14 protein-coding genes and 1 riboswitch are annotated in these 26,143 nt (G+C 61.1%); of the genes, 13 read left to right on the top strand and 1 reads right to left on the bottom strand.

The window, feature by feature from the left end:
- Positions 1–44: 44 nt before the first annotated feature.
- The 7 genes from tssK (at position 45) to J3U87_RS13085 (ending at position 13,590) form a co-directional block, all read left to right on the top strand.
- The gene (gene tssK / locus J3U87_RS13055) at positions 45–1,385 is read left to right on the top strand and encodes a type VI secretion system baseplate subunit TssK (RefSeq protein ID WP_237383485.1); all 1,341 of its coding nucleotides are present in this window, start codon (positions 45–47) and stop codon (positions 1,383–1,385) included.
- A 146-nt stretch (positions 1,386–1,531) separates the two neighbouring features.
- A complete protein-coding gene (locus J3U87_RS13060; RefSeq protein WP_237383486.1) occupies positions 1,532–2,236 on the top strand; it encodes a DotU family type IV/VI secretion system protein in 705 nt (234 codons plus the stop codon).
- Complete coding sequence (locus J3U87_RS13065) at positions 2,233–6,252, top strand: type VI secretion protein IcmF/TssM N-terminal domain-containing protein (RefSeq protein WP_237383487.1); 4,020 nt, start codon at positions 2,233–2,235, stop codon at positions 6,250–6,252. Before J3U87_RS13060 ends, J3U87_RS13065 begins: the two co-directional genes overlap by 4 nt.
- A 5-nt stretch (positions 6,253–6,257) precedes the next feature.
- Complete coding sequence (locus tag J3U87_RS13070) at positions 6,258–8,141, top strand: TagF domain-containing protein (protein ID WP_237383488.1); 1,884 nt, start codon at positions 6,258–6,260, stop codon at positions 8,139–8,141.
- 132 nt (positions 8,142–8,273) lie between these two features.
- Positions 8,274–9,968: a type VI secretion system protein TssA gene (tssA, locus tag J3U87_RS13075; RefSeq protein WP_237383489.1), complete on the top strand. Its 1,695-nt coding sequence runs from the start codon at positions 8,274–8,276 to the stop codon at positions 9,966–9,968.
- Positions 9,969–11,083: 1,115 nt separating this feature from the next.
- Positions 11,084–11,770: a response regulator transcription factor gene (locus tag J3U87_RS13080; protein ID WP_237383490.1), complete on the top strand. Its 687-nt coding sequence runs from the start codon at positions 11,084–11,086 to the stop codon at positions 11,768–11,770.
- 2 nt (positions 11,771–11,772) lie between these two features.
- Positions 11,773–13,590, top strand: a complete 1,818-nt coding sequence (locus J3U87_RS13085) for a sensor histidine kinase (protein WP_237383491.1) — start codon at positions 11,773–11,775, stop codon at positions 13,588–13,590.
- 684 nt (positions 13,591–14,274) lie between these two features.
- On the opposite strand, the gene J3U87_RS13090 is transcribed toward J3U87_RS13085, so the two are convergent.
- The gene (locus J3U87_RS13090; RefSeq protein WP_237383492.1) at positions 14,275–16,203 is read right to left on the bottom strand and encodes a TonB-dependent receptor plug domain-containing protein; all 1,929 of its coding nucleotides are present in this window, start codon (positions 16,201–16,203) and stop codon (positions 14,275–14,277) included.
- Positions 16,204–16,405: 202 nt separating this feature from the next.
- Positions 16,406–16,571: riboswitch (cobalamin riboswitch) on the bottom strand.
- Between the two features lie 161 nt (positions 16,572–16,732).
- On the opposite strand from J3U87_RS13090, the gene J3U87_RS13095 reads away from it, so the two are divergent.
- The 6 genes from J3U87_RS13095 to J3U87_RS13120 all read left to right on the top strand — a co-directional run bounded on the left by J3U87_RS13095 (position 16,733) and on the right by J3U87_RS13120 (position 26,140).
- Positions 16,733–17,044: a hypothetical protein gene (locus J3U87_RS13095; protein WP_237383493.1), complete on the top strand. Its 312-nt coding sequence runs from the start codon at positions 16,733–16,735 to the stop codon at positions 17,042–17,044.
- A gap of 95 nt (positions 17,045–17,139) precedes the next feature.
- The gene (tmk, locus tag J3U87_RS13100) at positions 17,140–17,880 is read left to right on the top strand and encodes a dTMP kinase (protein ID WP_237383494.1); all 741 of its coding nucleotides are present in this window, start codon (positions 17,140–17,142) and stop codon (positions 17,878–17,880) included.
- A gap of 65 nt (positions 17,881–17,945) precedes the next feature.
- Positions 17,946–18,944: a DNA polymerase III subunit delta' gene (gene holB / locus J3U87_RS13105; protein ID WP_237383495.1), complete on the top strand. Its 999-nt coding sequence runs from the start codon at positions 17,946–17,948 to the stop codon at positions 18,942–18,944.
- Positions 18,945–19,047: 103 nt separating this feature from the next.
- Positions 19,048–19,398, top strand: coding sequence for a VOC family protein (locus tag J3U87_RS13110; protein ID WP_237383496.1), 351 nt, complete (start codon positions 19,048–19,050; stop codon positions 19,396–19,398).
- Between the two features lie 149 nt (positions 19,399–19,547).
- Positions 19,548–20,378 carry a ribonuclease HII gene (locus tag J3U87_RS13115; RefSeq protein WP_237383497.1) on the top strand — a complete coding sequence of 277 codons (831 nt, stop codon included), beginning with the start codon at positions 19,548–19,550 and terminating at the stop codon, positions 20,376–20,378.
- A 2,171-nt stretch (positions 20,379–22,549) separates the two neighbouring features.
- Positions 22,550–26,140: a transglutaminase family protein gene (locus tag J3U87_RS13120; protein ID WP_237383498.1), complete on the top strand. Its 3,591-nt coding sequence runs from the start codon at positions 22,550–22,552 to the stop codon at positions 26,138–26,140.
- Positions 26,141–26,143: the final 3 nt, after the last annotated feature.

Consider the following 26,143-nt stretch of genomic DNA (forward strand, 5'->3'; position numbering starts at 1 on the left):
CTGAAATCATATGAATCCGCTCGCGCGGTGATAGGGGGTATGTCTTGTCAGCCCGCGATATCAATTGGAGTGAGGGGCTGTTCGTCCAGCCGCACCACTTTCAGCAGGCTTTTCTCGACCTCGAACAACGCCAGAATCACGTCATCACCGATTACAACCCCCATTTCTACGGGGTTTCCCAACTGGTGATCTCTGAAAGCGATTGCGAGAACTACAATCTGCACATCGAGGAAATCGCGTGCCGCTTCCCGGACGGGGCGCGCATCACCTTTCCCGGCAACTCGGTGATCGAGAACCGTCAGTTCAAGGAACGGCTGGACACCAACCAGGGCCGGATCGAGGTGTTCCTGGGTTTGCCCAAACTCAACACCCAAGAACCCAATGTCCTGCGTTACGACGGCCGTCCCCTCGGCGGCGTCAAGTACCGCTACATTTCCAAGATCGAGGAAGTCCAGGACCTGGTCACGGGCAAGAACGCCCAGGAAGTGGAGATCAAGCTCTTCAATCCCAAGATCCTGTTTTCCGGTGAGTCCACCTTCGGATACGACGTCATCAAGATCGCCGAAATCGAACGGTCGGGTCAGTACAACAGCGTGCCCGAGCTGGACAAGAAGTACGTGCCGCCCTGCTATTCGGTCAAGGCCTCGTCCTACCTGCAGCACGTCATGCGCGAAGCCGGCAACCGCCTGATCGCCAAGAACCGCACCCTGCGCGAGTATTGGAAGAACAAGGACACCGCAACCCTGATGAAGGCCCGCGACGCACTCAAGGTCCAGTCGCTGGCGGTGGCCACCAACTCGTTCATGCAGCTTTCCAGCGGTGCGGTGGTTCACCCGTTCCTGCTCTATATCAAGATAGCCGAGACCATCGGGATGCTGTCCATCTACTGCGAGGACGACCGCTTCATCGAAGTACCGGTCTACGACCACAACAACCTCGCCGCCTGTTTCGAGAAGGCCCACGCCAACCTCATCAAGCTGCTCTCCCTGCTGGAAGAGATGAGCTACGAGGCCCGCGTCTTCGAGATCGGCGCCGACGCGCTCAATGTGGAATTCGACGCACGCTGGTTCGACGAAAAATACGACCACTACATATGTTTCGAGGCAAAGCTCGAGGAAAACGAGGTGGTTCGCCATCTCGGCGGCCTCAAGATCGCCCCCGAAAACATCATTCCCATTCTCAACCAGCGCCGCATGCGCGGGATCGACCTGGAGGGCCCCGTTCGCCACCTCAGTCACATCCCCACCTCGCCGCACCATCACTATTTCAAGATTCCCGTGGGCCATGCCCTGTTCCGCAAGCTCCAGGACCACCCCGTGCTTTCCATTTGGGGCAGCACCCAGTTCGCGGATCTGGTCACCCTATACGTTCTCGAGAAGAAATGACATCGTCCACCACCGCCCGCGAGCACGGCGCCCGACGCCTTGCCCGCGGGCCACGGCCGTTTCATCTCGTCCGAATCCCAGCAACCCTCGGGCAAGCGCCCCCAGCTCTCTGGTGAATGCCATACCCCCCAATAGGTGTAAGTCCCATGGAACTTCGCGATGTCACCCGTGACCTCTTTCTTTTCGCCGCCACCTTTCGCGAGCGATTGAATCAGGGGAGCCTGCCGCCGGTCCAAACGCTTTATCACGAAGCCAAGGTCCTTTTCGACCGGATGGACCAGGTGGTCGTTTCCAATCCCGCCCTGAGCGCCCGCTACGGAAAAATCAAATACGGACTGGTCGCCCTGATCGACGAAATCATCGTCAGCTCCACCTGGAGCGAAGGCCCCAACTGGCCGGTCCTGGAACTCGAATTTTATGCGACCAATATCGCCGGCAACCATTGTTACGAGCTGATCAAGTCTCTGACGCCGGCCGACGTGGATTTGATCGAGGCCTGGTTCTACATCCTCGCTCTCGGTTTCCGCGGCGAACTGGCCTTCGAGGAAGCGCGCTGGGAGGAAACCCTGCTGCGCCTGTACCGCCAGTTGCCGCAGCGCATCGACCAGAACGACATCAAGCTTTCGCCGGAGGCCTACCACGTGGTGGCCCGCAAGGCCCGGCGCCTGGATCCGCTGTTTTCGCTCTGGCGTTCGGTGATCCTTTTCTTCGCGTTTCTCGTCATGCTGATCGTGTTCTACCAGGTCGTCTGGGTGAGCATGGTCGACGACGTCAAAGAAAAATCCGATGAAGTCATGCTGCAAATCCGCGACAAGAAATTGCTTGAAGAGCTCAAGGAAATCAAACAATGACCAAGTTGTTCGACCTCATTCGCCTCATCCCCGGAAGCGCCAAAATCGTGACGGTGGTCCTGATCATCTTCGGCTCACTGTTCGTGGTCTACCAGCGCTGGGGCAGAAACGCGGCCCTCACGCTGGCCATCGGCGTCGCCGTCGTGTTTCTCATCATTTTCATCTACAACAAGGTCGTCAAATATCGCGAATCGCGCAAAGGCGCCGCATTCGGCAAGGCACTCGAGGAATCGGCCGGCCCGTCCAAGGAAGAAGTCAAGGTCGCCGTCGGTGAATTGGGCGAAAAGTGGTCCGAGGCCATGGACAACCTGCGCGACACCAAGATCGACCTCTACCAGCTCCCCTGGTACCTGTTGATCGGGGAACCGCAGTCGGGCAAGTCGACCACGCTCAAGTTTTCCGGGCTCAAGTTCCCGATCGGGGTCGAATCGATCTCGGGCGGCGGCGGTACCCGTAACTGCGACTGGTGGTTCACCGAGCAGGGCGTCATCCTCGATACCGCCGGACGCTTCACGTTCCAGGAAGGCACGGCCACCGACTCGGCCGAATGGGAATACTTCCTGGGTCTTCTGGCCAAATACCGGCCCTACTGTCCGATCAACGGCGTCATCCTGGTCATCCCTGTGGATGCGCTGCTCAACGATCCCGACAGCACCCTGGAAACCAAGGCGCGCAACATCAGCGACAAGCTCGCCAACATCCAGCGCATGCTGGCCATCCAGTTCCCGGTCTACGTCCTGATCACCAAGTGCGACCAGATCTTCGGCTTCACCCAGTTCTTCAACAAACTGAACGCCGACCAGCAGCGCGAAATGTTCGGTTGGTCCAACCAGGAGCAGAGCACCGGCTTCAGCCTGGAAACTTTCGAGCACAGCTTCAACCAGATCGCGACCCGCATCGACCAGATCCGCAACAGCCATTTCTCGCAACCGCACCTGCACGACGACGTGGACAAGACCTTCATTTTCCCCGAGGAATTCCGCACCATTCGCGAACCGCTCAAGCGCTACATGCACATCATCTTCGAGGGTTCGGTCTACAAGGATCCCCTGTACTTCCGCGGTTACTACATCACCTCGGGCATGCAGGAAGGTCAACCGATCATCAAGGCCTGTCAGGCCATGTTCCAGGGCGGCGCCATGCCGGAGAACCTGGAAAAGATCTTCACTCGCTCGCGCGCCTTCTTCATTCGCGATTTCTACTCGGAAAAGGTCTTCCCCGAAGAGGGCCTGGTCCAGCGCGCCGCCGACCTGATGCGCAAGGACAAGATGAAGCGCCGCTTCATCTACGCGGTCAACCTGGGAATCCTGCTGCTGGGCGCGCTGTTCGTCTTCTTCATGTGGCGCAGCCTCTCGAAACGGCTGGACCCGCCCAAACAGGCGATCGACCAGACGATGCACACCCTGGCCCAGGTCGAGGGTTCCTTCTTCCGCGATGCCGCGGCCAGGCGCAGTATCTACCTGGCGTTGAGCGATCTCAAACTCGTGGTCAACAGCACCCGCGACAGCGGATTCCTGCTCTTTTTCAAAACGCGCCAGAACGCCCTGACCGAACACCTGCAGGACACCTTCGCCTACCTGTTCCTCGACCGCATCATGCTCGAAATGTTCGACCAGGTGGACGCCCAGTTACGCGAGTTCCAGGTGGCCAACGCCGACCAGACGGTCAGCAGCGACAAGGAACTCGAGCTGTTGACCAACGCCCTGAAAGAGCTCAAGCGCTGGCAGTTCGCCCAGGCCAAGGGCGAGCTGGACGATTTGAGGGATCCCACCATCACGCCCTTCCTCGACCTGGTGGTCGATCCCGCATGGGATCGAGAGGACGAGGAGCTGGCCGCGCTGTTGGGCGAATCCACCCTGAAAAAAACCCTCGAACGATGGTTCGTGGAGGTCAACAGCCGCAGCTCCGACAAGTTGAGCACCTTCTTCAAGCGCTACATGGTGAATCGCACCTCGGGGATCTACAAGGGTCTCGACGAAAAGGTCGAGGTCTTCTACGCCACCCAACACGAGCTGGATCTCTACCGCAAGAAGGCCGGCCTGATGGAAGACCTGGACAACACCTACGCGGCGATTCAGCGACCCAATCTCGATCGGCTGGAATACCACCAGAAGCTGGTGGAACTGAACGCCTTCTTCAGTGACGCCAATCTGGAGATCATCGCCAATCCCAACGACCGCTACCTCTCCTACCAGGAAATCCGGCTTCGCATCGCCCAATCGATGGGCGAAGAATACGTGGATGTGCTTCCCAAGCCGGAAGAGGAAGCCACCGATGAAAATGGCGAACGTTCGTTGATCGGCGAAGCGGGCGACCTCTTCGAAGGGGCCGCCAAATCGCTGAAGGCACTCGAGGAGCGGCGCGCCGTCCTGCCCGCCGCGAGCCAATTCGTCAAAAAAATGAGGTTCCAAAAGCTCGACCAGCTTCCCGATCCGCGCAAGGAATACCCGCCCGGACCCAACGGCAACCTGGTCTATCCCGACCTGAACGTCAACTTCCACAAGAACATCGTGGCGCGGTACATGGCCAAGTTCGGCGAGACCAACGTCCCCTACGACGGCATCGCCAGCTCCCAAAAGGACCTGAACGGCAAGCTCGACAACCTGTTCAACGAAGCGGCCACCCGCATCGACCTGCTGCGCGACCTGTTCACCTCCGACGTCTACGAATTCATCGACATGTACAAGGACGATCCCCGCGCCCAGGAACGCTACGAGGAGGCGATCAAACGCTATTACGACGCCACCTCCCAGCGGGAGCTGCGCCAGTTAGAAAACACCCTCAACGCGGTGCTCAAAACGGTACCGACCGAAGTTCCGGCCGCACCCAACCGGTGGCGCTCGATCGTCAGCACCTTCGATCAGATCACGGAAAAAGGCCAAAACTTCCAACAATTCGTGAAACTGCCCGACGACGTGCTGCTGCGGGAGTTCAATGGCCGTCCCAAGCGTAACATCCTGCGCATCTACGGCGCCGAAAGCGGCCCGCTCAAGGCCACCGAGGGCTACTCGAGCCGCATCACGGAAGCGCTCAAGACCTTCAGCAACGCCCTGGCCTCGCTCGACACTATCAAGGACGCCGAGCTGAAGCGCAACGAATCCTTCTACCTGAGTGCGCGTTTCGAACAGTACGCCGACCTGCAGATCAAGAACAACGTGATCAAGGCCTACGGCGACAAACGAAGCGTTCCGGTCTACCTGGAGCCGCATTTGGACGCCCTCGACCAGTGGTCGACCAACGCCATCGACGCCTTCTTCTTCCGCGTGCGCAGTTCGGATCCCTGCCCCCAATGCGGCGCGAACAAGCGCAAGCTGACCAAGGCCGTGCGCGATGCCGGCGTCGGCTTCCCCATGCGCTTCAACTCGCAGGTCAAGGTCACGCCCAAGACCGGCGAAGGCGCGATCATCTCGCCCAGCATCACGCCGCGTGAACGTCTCGACGAGCTGTTCGACACCCTGGCCCTCTACAAACCCGATAACCGCACGCCCGCCCTGGAGAACTACATCAAGAAACAGGGCCTGGAGAATTTCCTCGAAGACGCCTTCGCCTGGGAGGAGGCCGTTCGTTCGATGATCTCCGAAGGTCTCGAGATTTCCTATAAGATGGAAGACAAACCCGGCTTCGTGAATCAGGGCCGGACCAAGAACATCACCGCCGACTTCACCCTGGTGGAGATGAGCGGTGCCTTCATCGGCCGAAATCTCAGCCTCAACTCACCTTCATTCACCAAACTGGACAAGAACGACTCCGCGGAGGACGACAAACTGATCTTCCGCCTGTTCAACGATACGCCCGGCAACCGTGCCGAATCCCTGGTCACCGTCGAAGGCGGGTACCTCGGGATCTTTGCCTTCGCGCTGGACGGTAGTAGTGCCAACGACACGCGTGATCGGTTCACGCGAGAAATCACCTTGCCGTTGAATACCGGCAACACCGAGGTGAAGGGTCTGTTCCACTTCAAGACCTCGAGATCCATCCCGGCACCTCCCGACTGGAGCCGGATCCTGACGAGGTAATCATCATGGGATTTTTTGCCCGGTTTCGCGGCCGGGTCAAAATACCACCGTTCAACGTTGGTATTTACGGCAAGCTACCTGGTTACAAGGATTTCCTTTTCACCAGTTGCAGCCCCGCCTTTTCGGACTGGAAGATCATTCTCGATCGAGGCTTCGACACCCTCATCAGAGCCGGCGTGCCGCGACCCTACGTGTCGCCCGCGCGCCGGTTCTACGTGGACATGAAGGAGCACAAGACCAGCCTGGTGGGCTGCATTTGGGACAGTGACGACGGAAAACGCGCCTTTCCCTTCATGATTGCCATGCCGTTACCCCGCAAATTCGCACAAATGGCCTATCCGGTGTTCTGGCAGATCCTGGAACACATCTGGTCTTACCTGGAGGACCTGCACAACGAGCTGCGGGCCATCAAGACCTCCACCGATATCTACGCCCGGGTTCGCGGCGTGCAGCACAAGTTGCCGCCGCTGGAACCGGCCCAATGGGATCGCAACGAGAACGGCCTCGCACTGAAAGCCCGCGACGAATTCGACAAGGGCATGTTGGTGCGCATCGACCTCAGCGAAATCAGCGCTTTGGAAGAAATCGAGGTAATTCACGGCCTTCAACTGAGGCGTGCACCCAGCCTGATTCTCTGGCCCTTCCCGCGTTGGCGCGACGAACACCGCGGCACCTCCCTGGCCTATCTGGGCTCGCGCGGCGTGTCGGAATTGAACATCAAGTTCTTCCCGCCGGTGCCCGACGATCCCCGCCTGGCCAATCAGGGCCCGGCCCCCGTTCTCGAACCGAAAGGTGGCGACAGCGACACCAGCCCGCCCGCGCCGGCCCCGAAACCGGTTCAACGGGTCCGCAAACCGGAGCCGGTGCCCGGCCTCGCCCACGATCATCCGGCTCAGGTCGCCGCCCGCGCGGCCGCGGCCGAGCGCTCCAACGAGGAGCCCACGGAACGCATTCCGCGCAGCACCATTCCCGGATTGGGCGACCCGCCGTCGGATCAAGGAGGCGGCCAGGCCCCTCCCCAGGATGACTCCGACAACGGTCCCGCCGCCTCGATCGCGACCAGCCGGCACCCCTCACCGCCACAGGGCACGCCGACCTTCGAGGGGGAAACCGAAAGCGCCGCGACCCCGCCGTCGACCCAGGCCTCGGTCGGGGTGAGCGATACGCCGCGCCGGGGCATGCCCCTGCCCAACCCCATGCCGAGCGAAGCCGGGACCAGCCCGGCCCCAGCGCCCGCGCCGCGCGAAAAGCGGGTGAGCGCGGACGATTCCCTGGACCGCTCGGATTCCTTCGATCGTTCCGACTCGTTCGACCAATCGGATATCTTCAATAGCTCCGAGATCTTCAACCAGTCGTCCCAATCGCCCGAGCCGCCGCGTCAACCGCCGCCGCCCCGGCATGAAAAGCCGGTCCGCAGGGAACCACCGGCGGGCCGTCGCGACCGATCGAGCGACGCCAATCCCCTGATGGTTCTCGGTAACACCGAGGAGAGCGGCCAGGGCGCGCCCAGCCGCGCCAAAACCGGGCCCGTCGAGAGAAAGGCCGATTCAGCGGGGAATACGGGCAACTATCCGGTATTCACCCCCAATGCCGCCGAAGACGACGACATGGACATCACCCAACCTCTGGAGCCGATCGTTCGCGACCAGGAACCCGACCCCTTCGAGAGCGACCACCACCACATCAATTCTCAAATCGATCAAATGGTGGAGGACGAGCCCCTGCGCGAATACAGCGATTGGGAGGTCGAAGAGGCTCAGGCCCAAATGGCGGCCGAAGCCAAACGTCGACAGCAAAACCCGGTGCGGCCCTCTCAGAACAGGAAAAAAGGTAATTCAGTCGACTTCGACGGAAACGGTGCGTCGGATGATCCTTCGCGCCGCAACTGATGCGGACGGGGCCTCGATTCCCCGTACCGGATCCCCGGCCTCCGTTCCCAACGGCCCCTATCGATTGCCGCACGGTGAGCTGAATCCCTGCGGCTCGAAACGCCATCGAGCGACACAAGCGAGGACCCTATCGTGATCGAAGAACTCGAATCCCATAAAGAAGCCATTCTCCAACCGATCAGCGATGCCGAACCCTGCGGCGAAGATCCCAAGTACGAGGACGACTACAGTGAGATCAAGGAAGAAGTCGCCAAGATGTCCGCACTGGGCACCGGTTCTCCCGACTGGGACAAGGTGGAGGAAAACACCCTGAAGCTCTTGAAGAGTACGGCCAAGGAAATCAACCTGCTGGCCTATCTCGGGGTGGCCTGGACGATCAAGCACCAGCTCGCGGGTTACATCGTCGGTGCCGAGATCGCGGCCGAGACGCTGCTCAAGTTCTGGGACGACATGTATCCTTCGGCGCGCAAGGAGCGAATCCGGGCGCGAGCCGTCGACTGGTTCCAGGCGCGCCTCCTGGAACGCTTCGATTCCTGTAAATCGACCGACCGCGAGCTCCTGCAGCGCGGCATCGACGCCACCAAAAAACTGAAGGACGCGATCTACGAAAAGTTCCAGGATCCGCCCGTCAACTTCCGCAAGCTCCGCAATCAACTGGAAGAGTGGCTGGCGCAGGCGCCGGAGCCCAAACCGGAGCCACCTCCCGCCCCCAAGGAAGAACCCAAGAAAGAAGAACCGGCACGAGCGGCCGCTCCGGCACCGGCAGCCGCGCCGGCGGCTCCGGCCGCGGCCGCCCCCACCCCGAAACCGGCCGCGGCGAAGGGTCCCCCCGTAGCCGCACCGACGGTGGGCGACGACGCTTCTTTGGACGAAGTGTACAAGGCCCTCGGTCAAATCGCCCTCAACGTTCAAAAAGCCGAACCCACCCTGGTCCACGGTTTCCAGATACGCCGAATCGCGGCCTGGTCGTCGCCCAAGGTGCCCAACCACAACGCCACCCGCGAAACCATGATTCGCCCACCGGACGCCAACGCCGTCAAGAGCATGGAAACCATGTACAGCGCCAGCAACTGGGCCGGCATCCTGCCGCGGTGCGAGGCCTTCACCAGCGCCTTTCCCTACTGGCTCGACCTGCAGTTCTGGGCGACGGAAGCCGCGGCGGGCATGGGCCACGACGCGGTGGTCTCGGTCATCAAGGAAGAAACGCGGCGCTTGCTGGACAAGTGCCCCGAGTTGGTGGACATCAAATTTCAGCGCGGTATGCCGTTCGCCAGCCCGGTCACCAAGGACTGGGTCGAGAAATTGATGAAGGAAGGCGCCGGTGGCGGAGGCGGCGAAGAAGATCCGGCCGCCATTCTGCGCGGCGATCTGCGCAAGATCGGCAAGGATGCCTTCGGCGAGGGAATGCGGTTCGGCCAGGCGGCGATCGCCGAGGCCAAGGACCTACGCACCGCCCTGCGCATGCGGGTCGAGGTGGCCGGCTACTGCCTGGAAGCCGACCAGCCCGCCTGGGCCGACGCGCTGCTGCGCGGCTTGACGACCGAGGTCGAGCGCTATCGCCTGAACGAATTCGAGCCCAGTGTCGCGGCCCGAATCTGGCGGTTACTGCTGGAGTCGTCGCGCCAACTGAAGGTGTTCGAACCGAGCCACGGCGACATGGAGCGACATGCCATGCGCGAACTGGCCCAACTGGATCTGGGCCAGGCCGGCGAGTTCCCGGTCGTCCAACAGAACCGTCCGGGCGGCGTCAATCGCGTGGCCCCGCGGGTCCCCGGCCCGGCCAAGCCCAAACCGGCAGGCCAACCGGCAGGAGCCGCGGCCAAGTGAGCGGCTAACCCTTCGGTGTAGGCAGTGCAAGCCGGCCCGATGAACCCTGTCGAAGCACCATCGTTCCCGGTTCCCGCATCGTGAGAGAGACGTCGAGCTTGTAGGTTGGCCGGCCCGGCCGACAAAACGAAGCGACCCACGCTTCGCAAGATCGAATGGCAAAAGAGCGAAGCCGATAAGTCGTGCCGATAGATCTCTCGATGATCGATTTCGATCTTTGCTTAACCGCTTCGATCGGTTGAGCATCTGACGCGCATGAGAGCTCCTCGGACCAGGTCGCTTCGCATTGTTCCTTTCTCGAAAACAAGCTGAGTACCCGTCCCGTTTGTTCGCGGCTCTTATGAGGCGGGTACTGCATGATTGGATCACTTCGGTGATGGTGCCTGGGGAGGTTTCAGGGCTGCACTTTTTGGCGTTAGTCCCTCTCGTTGCTTGGGTTGCTTCGATTGGTAGAGCAGGCTGCTCCACCTACAGGCTCGACGGCGCTCTCGACCTTCGGGCACTGGGGTCGTGGGCCCTCCGGGGGACAGGTTATGGCGCCCCGCTCGTGAGCGCGAAATTCCAAATCGATACAGGTGGATAAATTGCGATAATTGCCTGGTTCGATGCGTTTTGCCGACGGGGTGACTTTATGCCGCCCCGTGAACTTTCGTGAGCCGCCCCATGCGAATCGCACAATTGTCTCACAAAACGTGATAGGGATCTATCTGTTGTGTTTAATGGGGTTGAGTAGTGCCGGAGCAAAGGTTGGATAGATCCGCCCGGGATGGTCGTGGGAAATGCCCTTCCCACTCCGGTCGGCTGTGTTAAGATCCGCCTGAAGGCGCCCAGGTGTTCCCCACGCCGCGCCACACAAGCACTCTTCATCAACGCGGTTTCCACGGTCGGGACGACAGGGTTCGGTACCATGCAGCTCCCCTCACATTTGCAGCGAGATTGGTTCGTGACCAATGCTTTCGCCTTCCCTGTTCGCACTCGAGTCTTTGCCCGCATGATTCCTCGTCGCGACGGCCGCAACGGCTCCGTGAAGGACCTCCTATTCCGGATTCAAACCCGTCACCTTTCTCACGTGTCCCATTCGGGCACCAACCCCATAGAGAGTGGTAGGAACGCTCATGCCTAAAGAACGCATTTTAGTTGTCGAAGATGAACGTGATATTTTGGAACTGATTACGTACAATCTCAACCGCGAAGGTTACACGGTCCACGGCATCGCTTCCGGCGAGGAAGCCCTCAGGGCGATTCCTGATTTCAAACCGAATCTCGTCGTGCTCGACTGGATGTTGCCCGGGATGGACGGGCTGGAAGTCTGCAAGTTCATCAAACAAAACGGCAAGACGGCCGAAGTGAGTGTCATCATCCTCACGGCCAAGGACGCGGAAGCCGACATCGTCACCGGTCTCGAGATCGGTGCCGACGATTACCTCACCAAACCCTTCAGCCCGCGCGTCCTGTTGGCTCGCATCAAAGCCCTGCTGCGGCGGAACCGCAAGACCCAGGCCGATTCCGACGCGGTCCTGAACGTGGACGCGATGGTGATCCACCCCGGCAAGCGCGAAGTCCGGGTCGACGATCGCCGCATCAAGCTCACCAACATGGAGTTCCGCATCCTGCACTTTCTGGCCTCGCACCAGGGTTGGGTGTACACGCGTTCCCAAATCGTGAGCGCGGCACGCGGCGAGGATTACGCCGTGACCGATCGATCGGTGGATGCGATCATCGTGGGGCTCCGCAAGAAGTTGGGACCCGAAGCCCATTACATCGAGACGGTCCGGGGTGTAGGTTACCGGTTCAAGGAATAGTCGTGCGCAGACGAAAGCTGCTTTGGCGGATCTTTTCTTCGTTTTTGATCATCACGCTCGTAGCCTTGCTACTGGTCTCCTCTTTTGCCACCACGTCATTTCACCGGTTCCACATGCGCCAGACCGAAGCGGAACTGCGCAACAGCGCGGTTCTGGTCAGCGCGCGGATGGCGGATCGCGAATCCACGGAGAACTTCCTCGACCTGGATCGCGATTTCAAACAGTTGCGCCATCAATTGGCCCATCGCATTACGATCATTCGCGAGGACGGTCTCGTCGTCGCCGATACCGATTTCGACATCGCCCGTATGGACAACCACTCGGATCGCGAGGAGATTCGCGAAGCGCTGGCGGGTCAGGAAGCCGTCTCGCGACGGTTCAGCGACACCCTGCAGCGCAAGATGTTGTTCGTGGCCGAGGTCAGTCGGCTCAAGGACGGTTCGCGCGTGGTCGTGCGGGTGGCGCGTTCGGTCACCGCCATCGAGAGCACGCTGCGCTCGATCCAGGTCAAGATCGGCATGGCCTGGCTGGTGACCGCCTTCCTCACGGCCATGATCATCCTGTTCATTTCGCGCAACATCAGTCGCCCGTTCGAGGCCTTCAAGTCCGATGCGGAGCGCATGTTCCTGGATGGCGCGGAATCGGACTATCCCTCGTCCCAGGCGCTCGAGGTGGAGGAACTGGCCGATGCGATGAACGTCATGCTGAGCCAGCTCCACGAGCGCAGCGGCACCATCGCCCATCAGCGATCCGAGGTGGAGGCGATCCTCTCGAGCATGACCGAGGCCGTGCTGGCCGTCGATTCGGAGGGTCGCATCCTCAAAATCAACCAGGCGACGGCGGACCTGTTCAATCTGGATTTGGAGGCCTGCCGCGGCCGGCGCGTGAGTTCGCGCATCCGCAACCAGAGACTGAACCAATTCGCGGAGCGCATCCTTACCGGCGAGCAGACCGGCATGGCGGAATTCACGCTCTACACGCCCGAGCCGAAGTACCTGGAATCACACGGGGCGCCCCTGCGCGACGAGGCCGGCAACGTCCTGGGCGCCGTCATCGTCATCAACAACGTGACCCGCCTGAAACGATTGGAGAACGTGCGGAGCGAGTTCGTGGCCAACGTGTCCCACGAGCTGCGCACGCCGGTCACCGCGATCAAGGGGTTCATCGAAACCCTCCAGGATGGCGCGGTGGAAAACGTCGAAGACGCCTACCGTTTCCTGGAGATCATCCAACGCCAGACCGATCGACTCAACAGCATCATCGAAGACCTGTTGAGTCTCTCCAAGATCGAGCAGCACTCGGAAAGCGTGGGCCTGGAGTACCAACGCAAGTCCATTCGCTCCGTGCTGGAAGGGGCGATTCGAACCTGCAGGGAAAAGCACCACAAGAACATTCCCATCTCGTTGACCTGCCCCGAAGATTGTATCGCCTATTTCAACCCGAACCTGCTCGAGCAGGCGGTGGTGAACCTGGTGGACAACGCCATCAAATACAGCGAAGAGAACGAGGGTGTCTACGTGTGCGGGTACGACAACGGCGATTCGATTCAAATCGACGTGGAGGATCAGGGGTGCGGCATCCCGGAATCCCACCTGCCGAGGCTGTTCGAACGCTTTTATCGGGTGGACAAGGCGCGCAGCCGCGACGTGGGCGGCACGGGTCTCGGGTTGTCGATCGTGAAGCACATCGTGCAAGCCCACAAGGGGCGGGTCAGCGTGACCAGCGAGGTGGGCAGCGGCAGTACCTTCACCATGGTGATTCCCAAGGGAGCGCTGCCGGCCGGCGAGGCCCAGCCCACGACCGAGGAAGTCGCCGGCTGACGCTTCGGCCGATGGTGCTCGCTTCTCAGGTCTGAAACCGAGCCGATTCGGAGAGCCCGCACGTGCGTAAGCGGCGTAAAGCCTGTAGGTTGACCGGCTCGGCCGACACTCCGGAGCGACCCGGGCTTCGCGAGGTCGAATGGCAAGAAAGCGAAGCAGATAGGTCGTGCCGATAGATCTCTCGATGATCGATTTCGGTATTTGCCAGGTCGCTTCGCGTTTTCCGTTCCCGAAATGAGTACCTGTTCACTGGGTTCGCGGCTTTCATGAGGCGGGTACTGCATGGCTGGATCGTTTCGGTGATGGTGCCTGGGGCGGTTATTTGGCTTCGCTCTTTGGCGTTAGTTGCTCTCGTTGCTTGGGTTGCTTCGATTGGTGGAGCACGGCCGGTATGGCAAGCTGCTCCACCTACAGGCCTTACGCCCCTCTCGCGATGCGGGGACTTTGGGCTTTTCGGCTTCGGATTGGGGTCTCGGGGGAGATTCTTTGCTTCGCTCTTTGGTGCAATCCACTGCCGTTGCTTGGGTTGCTTCGTTTCGTCGGCCCAGCGGGCCAACCTACAGGCTTTACGCCCCTCACTGCATCCGGGCACTGCGAGCTGGGTTGCTTCGATGTCGCGAAAACGAAAAATGGCGGCTCCCAGAGCCGCCATTTCGCAGTCATCGATTTCCCGTTAACGCGTTCTCAGAACCTCAAATTGGCGCCCGCGAAGATGCGACGTCCGTTGGTTCCGTAGTTGAGGATCCGCGTGTATTCCTCGTCGAACAGGTTGTCGGCACGAAGGTGCACGGCCCACTGCTCGCCGAACTGGTAGCCCAGGTTGAGGTTGACCAGGGTGTAGGCATCCAGGGCCAAATCCCCGACACCGAACACGCGATCGATGGCCTCGCCGTAGCGCAGCACATCGGCGGAAAGGCGCAGGTTGGCGGTCGCTGCGACGGATACCCGCAGGTGGGCCTTGTCGTCGTGACGGCGCACGAGCGGGATGTCTTCCTCGGAAGAAGTGTCGTCGGCCTCCAGGTCCTCGTAGCCGAGCCGCACCTGCCAGCGCGCCACCTGGTAACCCAACCACAGTTCCCAGCCACTCGATTCCGCCTCGCTGAGGTTCTCGTAGCTGCTTTGGAAGGTGACCGAGTCGAACACGAATTCCACCATGTTCTCGTACTCGTTCTCGAATACCGACAGGCCGAATTCACCGCGCTCCTCGGCGAAGTTCTGAACGAAGCCCGCCTCCCAACTGGTGCTGGTCTCGGCCTCCAGGTTGGCGTTGCCGTAGGCCGGCACGTAGAGCTGGTAGATAGACGGTGCCTTGAAGCCCGTACCGTAGGCGGCGCGGAGACGGGTCCCCGTCGCCTCGAAGTGATAGCCCACCCCGAGGTTGTAGGTGGTTTCGCCGTCGAAGACGGAGTGGTCGTCGTAGCGCGCGCCGGCGTTGCCGTAGAAGCCGCTGGGCGCGGAGTATTGGACCTGGGCGAAGAGGCTGTTGGTGTCGGTGCTCTCGTCGAAGACCGTCTCGGAGGTACCGAAGGAGCTGTTGAACAGCGAAGCGCCGTCGGCCTGCTCGCGCTCGTGCATCACGCCGAGGAACAACGCGACCGCCTCACTCGCCTGGTAGCGATTGCGGACCTCCAAGGAGGCGATGTTGCCGTCGAAGTCGCTGACGCTGCTGCTGTCCGGGTGGGCCTCGTCCACTTCGTCGGTGAGCTCGCGGGCGACATCCATGTAGGAGAGCGCGACCACCTGATGCCAGTCCTCGCCGAAGAAGGACCCGCTGAGCTGGGCGCTCAGGGTCGATTGAACGTATTCGGAGCGGTAGTTGGGGTCGTCGCCGTCGAAGGTGTCGATGTCGTTGTCGCCTTTGGTGCTGGTGAGGTTGACCGACAGGTCCAGGTCCTCGTCGAAGCGATACCCGAGTTCGGCGATCACCGAGGTACTCGTGTAGGTATCCGTTTCCAATTCCAGTTGCGGCAGGGGTTGATCGGTGCGCGCGGACAGTGAATCGGAGTCGTAGTGTTCGCCGTGGATGGCGTAATTCAGATTGCCGGAGCCGCCCAGAAGCCCCACTTGGTAGCGTTGCGTCTCTTCGTCGGACAGCTCGATGCCGGCCTGACCGTGGAACGGGCCATTGCCGGACTCGGTCACGATGTTGATGACGCCGGCGGATGCGTCGGTTCCGTACAGGGTATTCTGGGGACCGAGAATCACTTCGATGCGTTCGATCCCGAAGGTGCTGAGGTGGGCGAAATCAAAGCCCTTGCCGACGTTGGTGGGGTCGTTCAGTTTGGTTCCGTTCATCAGAACGAGGGTATTCTCAGATTTGGCACCGCGCAAAAACAAGGTGGTGAGCTTGCCGTCGCCGCCGTTGGCCACCAGGCTGACACCGGGCAGGCCGACCAAGACGTCGGCGATCGTTTTCCATTGATGCGCTTCGATTTCCTCTTTCGTGACGACCAGCGTGTGGGTCGTGGTTTCCGCCAAGACGGTTTCGGTTTTCGAGCCGTAGACGACGACTTCCTCGTCGATGATCTGGGTCTCCTCTTGGGCCCACAGCCAGGCGGAACCGGCCACGAGACCTGCGAAACACATGCGCTTCAAGCGCTTCAGGTTTTCCATCAATCCTCTCCCTCGAAAGATTTCTGGATTCCACGCGGTAGGCAGTTCCCGGCTTTGCACGGCGTGCGGCGATCGGGCGGTCCGCCCGGGTGCCGCGCCGCGGAAACGGTTGCGGGGCAGCGTCCGAATTCCACGGAACTTCCTGCTCTTTCCGGCGGTATCGCGAACCTTCGCAGAAGTTTCGACATGTTCTCGGCGTTAGATCCCGAACGCCGGAACCGCGAGGTGCTCTGACTTGCGAGTGCGTGAGTCCTTCCACGAGGAATACCTCCTACTCGCTTACAGTGGCGGGAACCGTGACGGATTCGCACCGTCTTCCCCTCTTGATGTCCAGGGCCAGTATGGAGACGGGCCCAAGGCCTGTCAAGCGCTAAAGCCGCGCGGCCTCGGGTGGGACGAACACCCGCCGGATTTCGCGGGATGCCCCCTCTCCGTGCTCCCCGCTTGGGTTTCACCTATGTTTTGGTATATATAATGTCCTGGCCGACGCGTGAGCCGCGTCGGCTCGATTCACCCCAAGGAGTCCTCATTGCAAAACCTTCCCGGAGGCGAACCGGTCTCGCCGCAATTCAAGCTAATGGTGATCGCCCTGATTCAGGACGGCATGGGTCTGTTGGACGAAGAGACCGAAGCCATGTTCGTCAACTTTCAAGAAGAGGGTCGCGGCTGGCGCGAGCACGTGATTTACAAGTTGAACGGGTTCGACCTACCCCCCGATTTCGTGGTTCTGGCGATCCGCAAGAAGTGGCAGGATTTCGGCTCGCGCAACGTCGAAGTCTTCACCAAGCAGATCCTGGCCGAATGGAACATGCTCTCGGAAGAGGGCCGCAACGGAACCTGAGTCCGATGCCACCCACAAGGCGCGACCGTGAACGCCGCGACCACTCCCGATTTGCAAGAGCCAATCGCCCACGCTCGTGCTAAGATGCTCCCGCTATGAACACCTTCGAAACGCCCCCAACGCCCGTGATGACCCAGCCAAGCCACCAGAGAAACCCCCAACCGGAATTCGATCCCATCCCCACATTCGATCAGCCAGGTCGCTTCATTACCCTGGAGGGCATCGAGGGCTGCGGCAAGAGCACCCAGAGCACCATGCTCGCCGAATACCTGGGCCAGCGGGGCTTGCGGGTTACGCGCACCAAGGAGCCGGGCGGCACGCGCATCGGGACGGAGATCCGCAAGGTGCTGCTCAACGCGGACCACGTGGAAATGACCGCCACCTGCGAAGCGCTGCTCTACCTGGCCGATCGCGCACAGCACCACGGAGAACTGATCGTCCCCGCCCTCGCCGGCGGGGTCTGGGTGGTCTGCGATCGCTACCACGACTCGACCCTCGCCTATCAAGGCGCGGCCCGAGCCTTGGATGCCGACGACCTCAATCACGTGTTCCACATGGCCACCGGCAGCCTGCAGCCCCACCTGACGCTGCTGCTGGACCTGGATGTGCGGACCGGCCTGACACGCGCCAAGAGCCGCAACGAAGAAGAGGGCGCCAGCCTCAGCGAAGGCCGTCTGGAAGCCGAAGACGTTCTGTTCCACCAGTCCGTGCGCGACAGCTTTCTGCAATTCGCACGCATGCAGCCGGAACGCTTCGCGGTGATCGACGCCGACGGGTCGCCCCAGGAAGTGTTTCGCCGCATTCGGGAGACCGTCGATCGCCACTTCGGACTTTGATTCGCAGGCGTACCGAAACGCCGCCGTGGTGTCCGCCCGCCCCGTGATTCGAGGAGCCAGAAACCATGTTCGAAAAAGTGTACGGCCACGATCGCATCAAGTCGATGTTGGCGAAAATGGTCACCAGGGACCAGCTCCACCACGGCCTCTGCTTCCACGGGCCCGCCGGAATCGGCAAGGGATTGCTGGCTTTCGAGGTTTCGCGGGCCATGATGTGCGATACCCGGGACGGTTGCGGTACCTGCCGGCACTGCGTCAAGATGGCGTCCGGCAACCACCCGGATTTCAAATGGGTCGAGCCCGAGGGTGCGGACATCAAGGTCGACCAGATTCGCGAAATCGCCGAAAACCTCCACTATCGCCCGTTCGAGGGACCGGTGCGCATGATCGTCATGGATGGCATGGAACGCATGCGTGACGAAGCGGCCAACGCCTTTCTGAAGTCACTGGAAGAACCGCCCCCCTACGTCTATTTCATTCTGGTCACGGCCGATCTCAAGGCGTTGCTGCCGACGATCCAATCTCGTTGCCAGAAAGTGGCTTTCCAAAGCCTGACACATACGGACAAGGTCCACATACTGAAGGACCGCTTCGACAAGGACGAACAACAGGCCCAGAACCTGGCCGGCATCAGTTTCCGCCGGTTGGAGACCGAGGACGAGGCCTGGCAGATCTTTCGCGAAGACATCCAACTCGCGCTCAAATACCTGCAGCTTATGCGCGGCAACGGCCACGCGATCGATTTGTTGGGTGACCTGGTTCGCGACAAGGAAGGGTTCGCACGCTTCAAGGACCACCTGACGGCGCTGGTCCGCGAACTGTCCTGGCTGGCGCGCGGCATTGCACCCCAACCGTTTTTCCAGGAGTTCGAAGGCGCCATGCGCGAACTGACGGCCAAGGCCAAGCCGGCGGACTGGCGCGATCTCTACGAGCAATTGTTGTGGCTGGAGGGTCAGCGCCGACGCAACCTGAACCAGGGCCTGTGGTTCAACGCGCTGAGCGTGAGCGGCCTGGGCCTGCAGGAAGAGTCGGAGGCCCAGCTTCGCCAGCGACTTCGCCGCTGAGCCGTCCGCGGTTTTTGGGAGTGGAGTCCTTACGGCTCCCAAAAACCGCCTCGGATTGATATAAATAGATGTCTCCCCAAAAAATCGGATGAGCGAGGACCGCATGGCCAAGTTCAAGCACATCGAGATCGCCGGCGTGAATGGCGCCGCCCTGGAATCGTTCTACGGCGAACTCTTCGACTGGAAAATCACCCAACGGGAAGTGGGTGGCTTCATGTACCGAGACATCGAGACGAACGGCGACCTCACCGCCGGGATCCGGGAAGAGCCCGAAGGCAAGGCCGAGGTGGTGGCCTGGGTCGAGGTCGATGATCTGGACGCGTCGTTCGCATCGGCCAAATCGTTGGGTGCGGCGGTCCGCATCGAGCCGATGGCATACGGCGACCTGCGATTCGCGTTGGTCGAGGATCCCGAGGGCAACCCCGTGGGCCTGCTCCAAGCCAAGGACGCATGATCGCCGTCCCGGGCCATCCCTACAGGATCGACCGGGGGCCGCGATTTCACGTGCATGATTCCCCGTGCCTCCATTCGGTCCCGTAACCGCAAGCGGGATTCCGCTATAATGGGCGCCTGGTTCGAAGCCCCAACCCCATGGAGCCCGCCGTGACGCTCGAGACCCAATTCGAATACGACCGCCAATTCGCCGATGCACCGCTGATCTCCGGCATCGACGAAGCCGGTCGCGGCTGTCTTGCCGGTCCCGTGGTCATCGCACGCGTCACCTGGAACCCGCGCACCAGCGCCGCTCTGCCCTGGTTCCCCAGACTCGCCGATTCCAAACAGATCGACGCCGCCACCCGCGAGGACCTGTACCCGCGCATTCTCGAGGCCGCCGAATCGGTGCGCGTCGCCATGATCGGCAACATCATGATCGATCACATGAACATCCTGCGCGCCACCCTCCACGGGTTCGAACTGGTGGCCGGCGCCCGACGCCCGGAGGTTCCGTTGCTGATCGACGGCAACCAGAAACCGCCGACGCTGCGCTGGGCGGTCACCTTGGTCAAGGGCGACAGCCGTGCCGGCGCCGTGGCCGCCGCGGGCATCGTGGCGAAAGTGACGCGCGACGCGGCGATTCGCCATCTGGCCGCCGCCTATCCGGGATACGGCCTCGCCAACCACAAGGGCTACGCGACCAAAACCCACCGCGAGGCCATTGCGCGTCTGGGCCCATCCGCGATTCACCGCCGCTCGTTCAAGCCCTGCACGCTGCACGACGGCGACGACCACGACCTGGCCGCGAACATCCTCGCGGGCCTGACCACGACCGAAGGCGCCGACCCGACCGATCTCTGGCATCTCATGGCCGACCACTATCATCGCCTGCCCTACGCAAAGGTACCCGAATTGGTGCGGGCCTTCCAATCGGCCGGACTTCGCGTGCTGCCCACCGCCGACGAGCTGGAGCCCGCCCGCGCCCAACCGGTTCCGTGAACCCGGCTCCCTCTCCGAAACAAATCCACCTGGAGTGCCCGCATGCCGAGAGGTTCGTCGTGCCAGGTAGGTTCATCCGCCGGATGAACTTATCGAAGTAAGCCATGCGAGGAGTGCCCGCATGCTTCGAGAGTCGACGCGGCGGTAGGTTGGCCCGCTGGGCCGACTTTTCGAAGCGATCCAGGCAACGGGCGATCGAAATACCAATGAGCGAAGCCACTCGCTCCGTATCACGTCCATGTCGAAGTACGTTGCCTCCATAGTTCCCGCATGCCGAGAGAGACCTCGTCGCTGTAGGTTGGCCGGCTCGGCCGACTTTTCGAAGTGACCAATGCGAGGAGTGCCCGCATACCGAGAGCGTCGTCGTGCCAGGTAGGTCCATCGGCCCGATGGACATTTCGAAGCGACCCACACGAGGAGTTCCCGCATGCCGAGAGAGACCTCGTCGTCGTAGGTTGGCCGGCTCGGCCGACTTTTCGAAGTGACCCAGGCAACGGGCGATCGAAACGCCAATGAGCGAAGCCACTCGCTCCGTATCACGTCCATGTCGAAGTACGTTGCCTCCATAGTTCCCGCAGCCTGAGAGGTGTCGTCGCTGTAGGTTGGCCCGCTGGGCCGACTTTTCGAAGCGACTCTGGCTCCGTAACATCGAGTAGTAAAAGAGCGAAGCAAATAAGTCGGGCCTATAGATCTCCCGATGGCGATTTTAATCCCTGCTCAACCTACAGGCATTACGTCTCCTACGCCTGTACGGGCTCCCCGAAACGAAACCGGCTCGCAGCACCCGAATGCCGAGGGGTTCGTCGTACCCGGTAGATTCAGCAGGAGTGGCAAGCCGGCCCGGCCGATTTATCAAAGTAAGCCATGCGGGTATCTTGGTTTGGATCGCTTCAAAATGTACTTCCAGCGAGCTTACCGCCCCTGCCGTACCGGCGGTTATGAACTCACCGGACATAACACCCCTTTTCAACGCGAGGGAACTCCTCAGAATACGTCGCTTCGAAGTGTCGGGCTGGCAGCCCAACCTACCGCGACGACGCCTCTCTCGCAAATGCGGGAACTACGTGCATTGGTGGCTTGGAAAAGTACATCCGGCGAGCTTACCGGCCCTGATGTACCTACCTGGCATGGGATCCCTTTTCAACGCGAGGGAACTCCTCAGAATACGTCGCTTCGAAGTGTCGGGCTGGCAGCCCAACCTACCGCGACGACGCCTCTCTCGCAAATGCGGGAACTGCGGACATTGGTGGCTTGGAAAAGTACATCCGGCGGGCTTACCGGCCCTGATGTACCTACCTGGCATGGGATCCCTTTTCAACGCGAGGGAACTCCTCGAATACGTCGCTTCGAAGTGTCGGGCTGGCAGCCCAACCTACTGCCCGACGCCTCTCCCCTGAATGCGGGAATACCCAAGTGAATCGCTTTGATTTATGAATGCCCTGAGACCCAATGGTTGGCATGCCCCATCACCGGCACACCAGCCACCGGCAATCCGGCCCATGGCCCGGGCAACGAACCTGTACGTCGAACTCGTCTCAGGCCGGCCACGCACCCCGACCGCCAAGGGATGATGGCCACACTTGGATCGCGCGCGCCGCTTCGACTCAGGATGGGCGTTCCCGATGCCGAGAAGTACCTTGATGCCACCACCGGCCCGACACCGAATCCCGCGAGAACCGCGTTCGCCCTCCCCTCATCACCCCCACGGCAACGGGTTCTCGACCCGGTAAGTCTGTCTATCGCACCACCGCGCCAATATGACAGGGTGCCCGGGCTCAGGAATGTCGCGACCGATCGGCCTGTTCCACACCTGACCGTGGCCGCACGCCACCTCGCTCCTTCCGCACGAACATTCCCTTCTCCAAAGACCATCGCCGAACGCTTTTTTCGCGTTCAAGAGTGGTCCAGCGTTTGAAACCGCTATCTTTCGTTTTACGATTGTATCTTTGACGGCCATTTCGGATCACACCTCGAGAATGCCAACGATTTCAGGCGCGTTCCGACCACCCCGACACTTCGCGCAGCTCAGGCACACAAGGCTCGATATTTGCTTCTCGAGGCGCCAACCTAGGAGGATCCCATTGATTTCTGACGGAGGCATGACCCCCATGAACCTCGTTTTACACGCTTTTCCGGCTTTTGGGAAAAGTCGACCGGTTTGGATTGGATTGTTGCTGATCTGTTGCTTGGCAACGACCGGATACGCCGCCAACTACGCGGACGAACGCGTGGCCGAGCTCGCCGAACGGGCCCGGAGCGCGGCCCCCCAAGCCGACCCCCTGCGAACGTTGCTGCTCGCCGAGGAACTTTACTTCATGGGTCATGAAACCGGTGACCAGGACAAGCTGGCCGAAACGCTGGTCCACCTCTACGAACACACCGAGCACCAGGAATTGCGCGCCGAGATGGGCTATTTTTTGACCCAACAGTACCGCCAGACGCGCCAGCCGGAAAAAATCGAGAAGCTGATCAAAGAATTGGGCTACGTGAACGAGTGGCAGCTTTTGGGTCCCTTGGCCACCTCGGCCGACATCACCCCACACGAACTGATCGATGACGCCGAAACCAAGGGCTTGGAGCGCTCGGTCTCCTGGATCGAAGGCCGCGCCTACGGCGACGACGATTACTGGCACGAGGGCCTGGGCCACTACGGCTACTTCAGCACCAACCAGGCCGTGTACCCGAACCAGTTGGCCGGGGTGCTGGCCACCACCTGGTTCTACCTGCCCAAAAAGGGTCATGTGCGTTTGGGCCTGGGTTGGCAGACCAAGGCGCGCGCCTGGGTCAACCGCACCCAGGTATTCGACAGCACCTATGAAAACGATACCGCCTCGCCCGATCAGGCGGTGGTCACCATGAAGCTGCGCCGCGGCTGGCACCGGCTCAGCCTGTTCGTGGCTTCCGGCTCGGAGGAACCGAACCTGGGATTCTTCGTGCGCCTGACCGACGTGGACGGCCACCCGCTCGAATGTCAGGCCGATCGCGGCAAGTCCACGCCCCGCCGCAAACCCAAGATCCAAAGCAACGGCGAAACGGCCCTGGCCGACCTGGCCAAGACGGTGTCGCCCTACGCCCTCGCGAGCGTGCTGATGATCAAGGAACAGTCGCGGCACCCCCAATACGGCAATCTGCGCGAACTGTTCGGCCGGGCCTACGCGGAAGCCCCCAGCCGGATCCTGGTCGAAAAACTGTTGTCATTGACCGAAGAGCCCAACGAGCGCTGGAAATACCTCAGCGACTTTCTGGCCTCGCTCGGCGAGCCCGCATCGGACCCCTACGCCGCGGCCTGGACCCTGACCCAGCTCGGCCAAGTGGCCATCGGCCAGGATCGCTATTGGGAAGCCCGCCAATACGCCCAGAAGGCCTTGAAGGTCTTCCCCGACTATTGGCCGGCCACGGTCCTGGAGAACAACGCGCTTTCGGCACTGGGCCTGGAGGGCCTGGCCCTGCGCCGCACGCTGGAACTCTTGGAAAAGTACCCCGACGTGCCCTGGCTGATGATGGACCTCGCCGATCTCTACAACGAAATGTCCTTTCTCTCCGAAAGCGAAGCCATGGTGGACCGCGTGTTGGCCATCCGCTTCGGCAGCCGCAAGTTCTCCAACGCCAAGATCCGCCTGCTCAAACAGCGCGGCGATTTGGAAGGCCTCGAGCGGTTCTATCACGATGTCCTGCGCGACGGCCCCTACTCGGTCACCGCGGCCATCACCTTCGCGGACTTCCTGACCGGGAACCGACGTTACGAGGAAGCCTACCAACTGCTGGATCACTATCTCGACCAAGTCCCCCAGAACCCCGATCTGCTGCAGGCCATGGGCGAAATGAAACTGCGCGGTGGTGCACCCGACGCCCTCACCTACCTGGAGCAGGCACTGGCTTTGCGCCCGCAGAACCCGGGGCTCGAGAACCTGATCCGCCTCAGCAAGGACGAGGCCCAGGCGTTTTACAAACCCTACCTCCTGCAGGAACCGCCGGATGTGGATCCCCTGGAAGTCAGCTCGGTCGTCATCAACTTCGACAACAAGGTGCGCAAGGTCGCCCCCAGCGGTCAGTCGTCGCTCTACCACCAGTTGGAGTGGGAGATCGTGAGCGAGCGCGGCATCCAGGAACTGACCGGCTATTCGTTCAGCTACGCGCCCTTGCGCGAAAAAGCGGAAATCGTGAAGGCCGAGATCATCCGCGGCGATCAGACGATCCTGATCACCAAGACCGGACGCAGCCGCATCAGCGATCCCCAGTACCGCATGTACTACGACCTGGTCGCCTACCAGATCCGCTTTCCCTCGCTTCAAGTCGGCGATCGCGTTCGCGTCGAATACCGCGTGGACGACATCCACAGCACCAACATCTTCGGCGATTACTTCGGCGACCTGCAGTACTTCTCCAACGGCTATCCCTCCAAGCGCATCGCCTATACCCTGATCCTACCCAAGGACCGCAAGATCTACACGCACGTCGAAAAGATGCAGCCGGAACACGAGGTGCTGGAGCTGGGCAACAACCGCGTCTATCGCTGGATTCAGGACCAGGTATCGCCCTACGAAACCGAGAGCCGGATGCCGGGCCTCCAGGCCTACCTGCCCTATATCGGCGTCTCGACCTTCGCCGATTGGCAGGACATGGCCAAGTGGTACGCCGAGCTGATCAAAAACCAGTTGGAACTGAATCACGAGAGCAAGGAAATCGTGGCCGACCTGGTCGAAGGCGTCACGGATCGCCTGGAAATCGTCAAACGCATCCACGAATACGTGGTCTCCAACACCCGTTACGTGGCGCTGGAATTCGGCATCCACGGCTACAAGCCCTACGGCGTGAACCAAGTCTGCTCGCGCCAGTTCGGAGACTGTAAGGACAAGGCCAGCCTGATGATCGCGATGATGCGCGAAGCCGGGATCGAGGCCAACGTGGTGATCGTGCGCACCAGCGACAAAGGCGACATCCACCCCTCGCCGGCCATGCTCTCCTATTTCAACCACGCCATCGCCCACGTGCCCGAATTCAACCTGTTCCTCGACGGCACGGCCGAGTTCAGCGGGATCGACGAACTACCCGAAATGGATCAGGACGCGCTGGTGCTGATCGTCGATCGCGAGGGCAACGGCGAGTTGACGCGCATTCCGCGCCAGGACAACACCCGCACCGACTACCATCTGGTCCTCAACGTGGCCCCGGACGGCCAGGCCCAAATCGAAGGGGAGCTGCGTTACTCCGGCGTGGTGACGCCGGACGTGCGCCAGTACCTGAGCATCGAGACCAAGCTGAACCAGAACCTCCAGAACATCCTGACCGGTATCATGCCGGGCCTCGACGTCATCAACGCCGAGCGCGAGGGTACCCGCCTCAACGACCCGATCAAGTTGCGCTTCACCGGTCAGAGCGACCAACTGCTGGCCACCGACGGCCAGGGCCTCAAACTGCCGCTCAACATCCTCAATTCCGGGTTGGTCCAGCGCTACGCGCCCAACGCCAACCGCAAGTTCCCCCTGGAAATCGGATCGCGCAAGACGCGTCAGGTACAGGTGGACATCGAGCTGCCCCAGGGTTATGAAATGGCCGACGCGCCCGAATCGCTTTCCGAAGAGAACGACGACTTCAAGGTCCACATTCAATTCGATCGAACCGGCACCAACCAAATGCGCATCGACTACGAAATCACCTTCAAAAACCCCCGTGTCCCGCCCAGCAACTACGCCGAACTGCGCGAGTTGATGAAAAAACACGACCGCATCTTGGATCAGGCGATCCAATTTATCGCGCGCTAAGGA

Source organism: Sulfidibacter corallicola (assembly GCF_017498545.1).
Lineage (GTDB): Bacteria > Acidobacteriota > Holophagae > Acanthopleuribacterales > Acanthopleuribacteraceae > Sulfidibacter > Sulfidibacter corallicola.

Excerpts from the sequence above, each read along its gene's own strand:
- holB (WP_237383495.1), top strand. The coding sequence starts at position 17,946 with ATGTTCGAAAAAGTGTACGGCCACGATCGCATCAAGTCGATGTTGGCG.
- tmk (WP_237383494.1), top strand. The coding sequence starts at position 17,140 with ATGAACACCTTCGAAACGCCCCCAACGCCCGTGATGACCCAGCCAAGC.
- J3U87_RS13065 (WP_237383487.1), top strand. The coding sequence starts at position 2,233 with ATGACCAAGTTGTTCGACCTCATTCGCCTCATCCCCGGAAGCGCCAAA.
- J3U87_RS13060 (WP_237383486.1), top strand. The coding sequence starts at position 1,532 with ATGGAACTTCGCGATGTCACCCGTGACCTCTTTCTTTTCGCCGCCACC.
- J3U87_RS13110 (WP_237383496.1), top strand. The coding sequence starts at position 19,048 with ATGGCCAAGTTCAAGCACATCGAGATCGCCGGCGTGAATGGCGCCGCC.
- J3U87_RS13070 (WP_237383488.1), top strand. The coding sequence starts at position 6,258 with ATGGGATTTTTTGCCCGGTTTCGCGGCCGGGTCAAAATACCACCGTTC.
- J3U87_RS13090 (WP_237383492.1), bottom strand. The coding sequence starts at position 16,203 with ATGGAAAACCTGAAGCGCTTGAAGCGCATGTGTTTCGCAGGTCTCGTG.
- J3U87_RS13080 (WP_237383490.1), top strand. The coding sequence starts at position 11,084 with ATGCCTAAAGAACGCATTTTAGTTGTCGAAGATGAACGTGATATTTTG.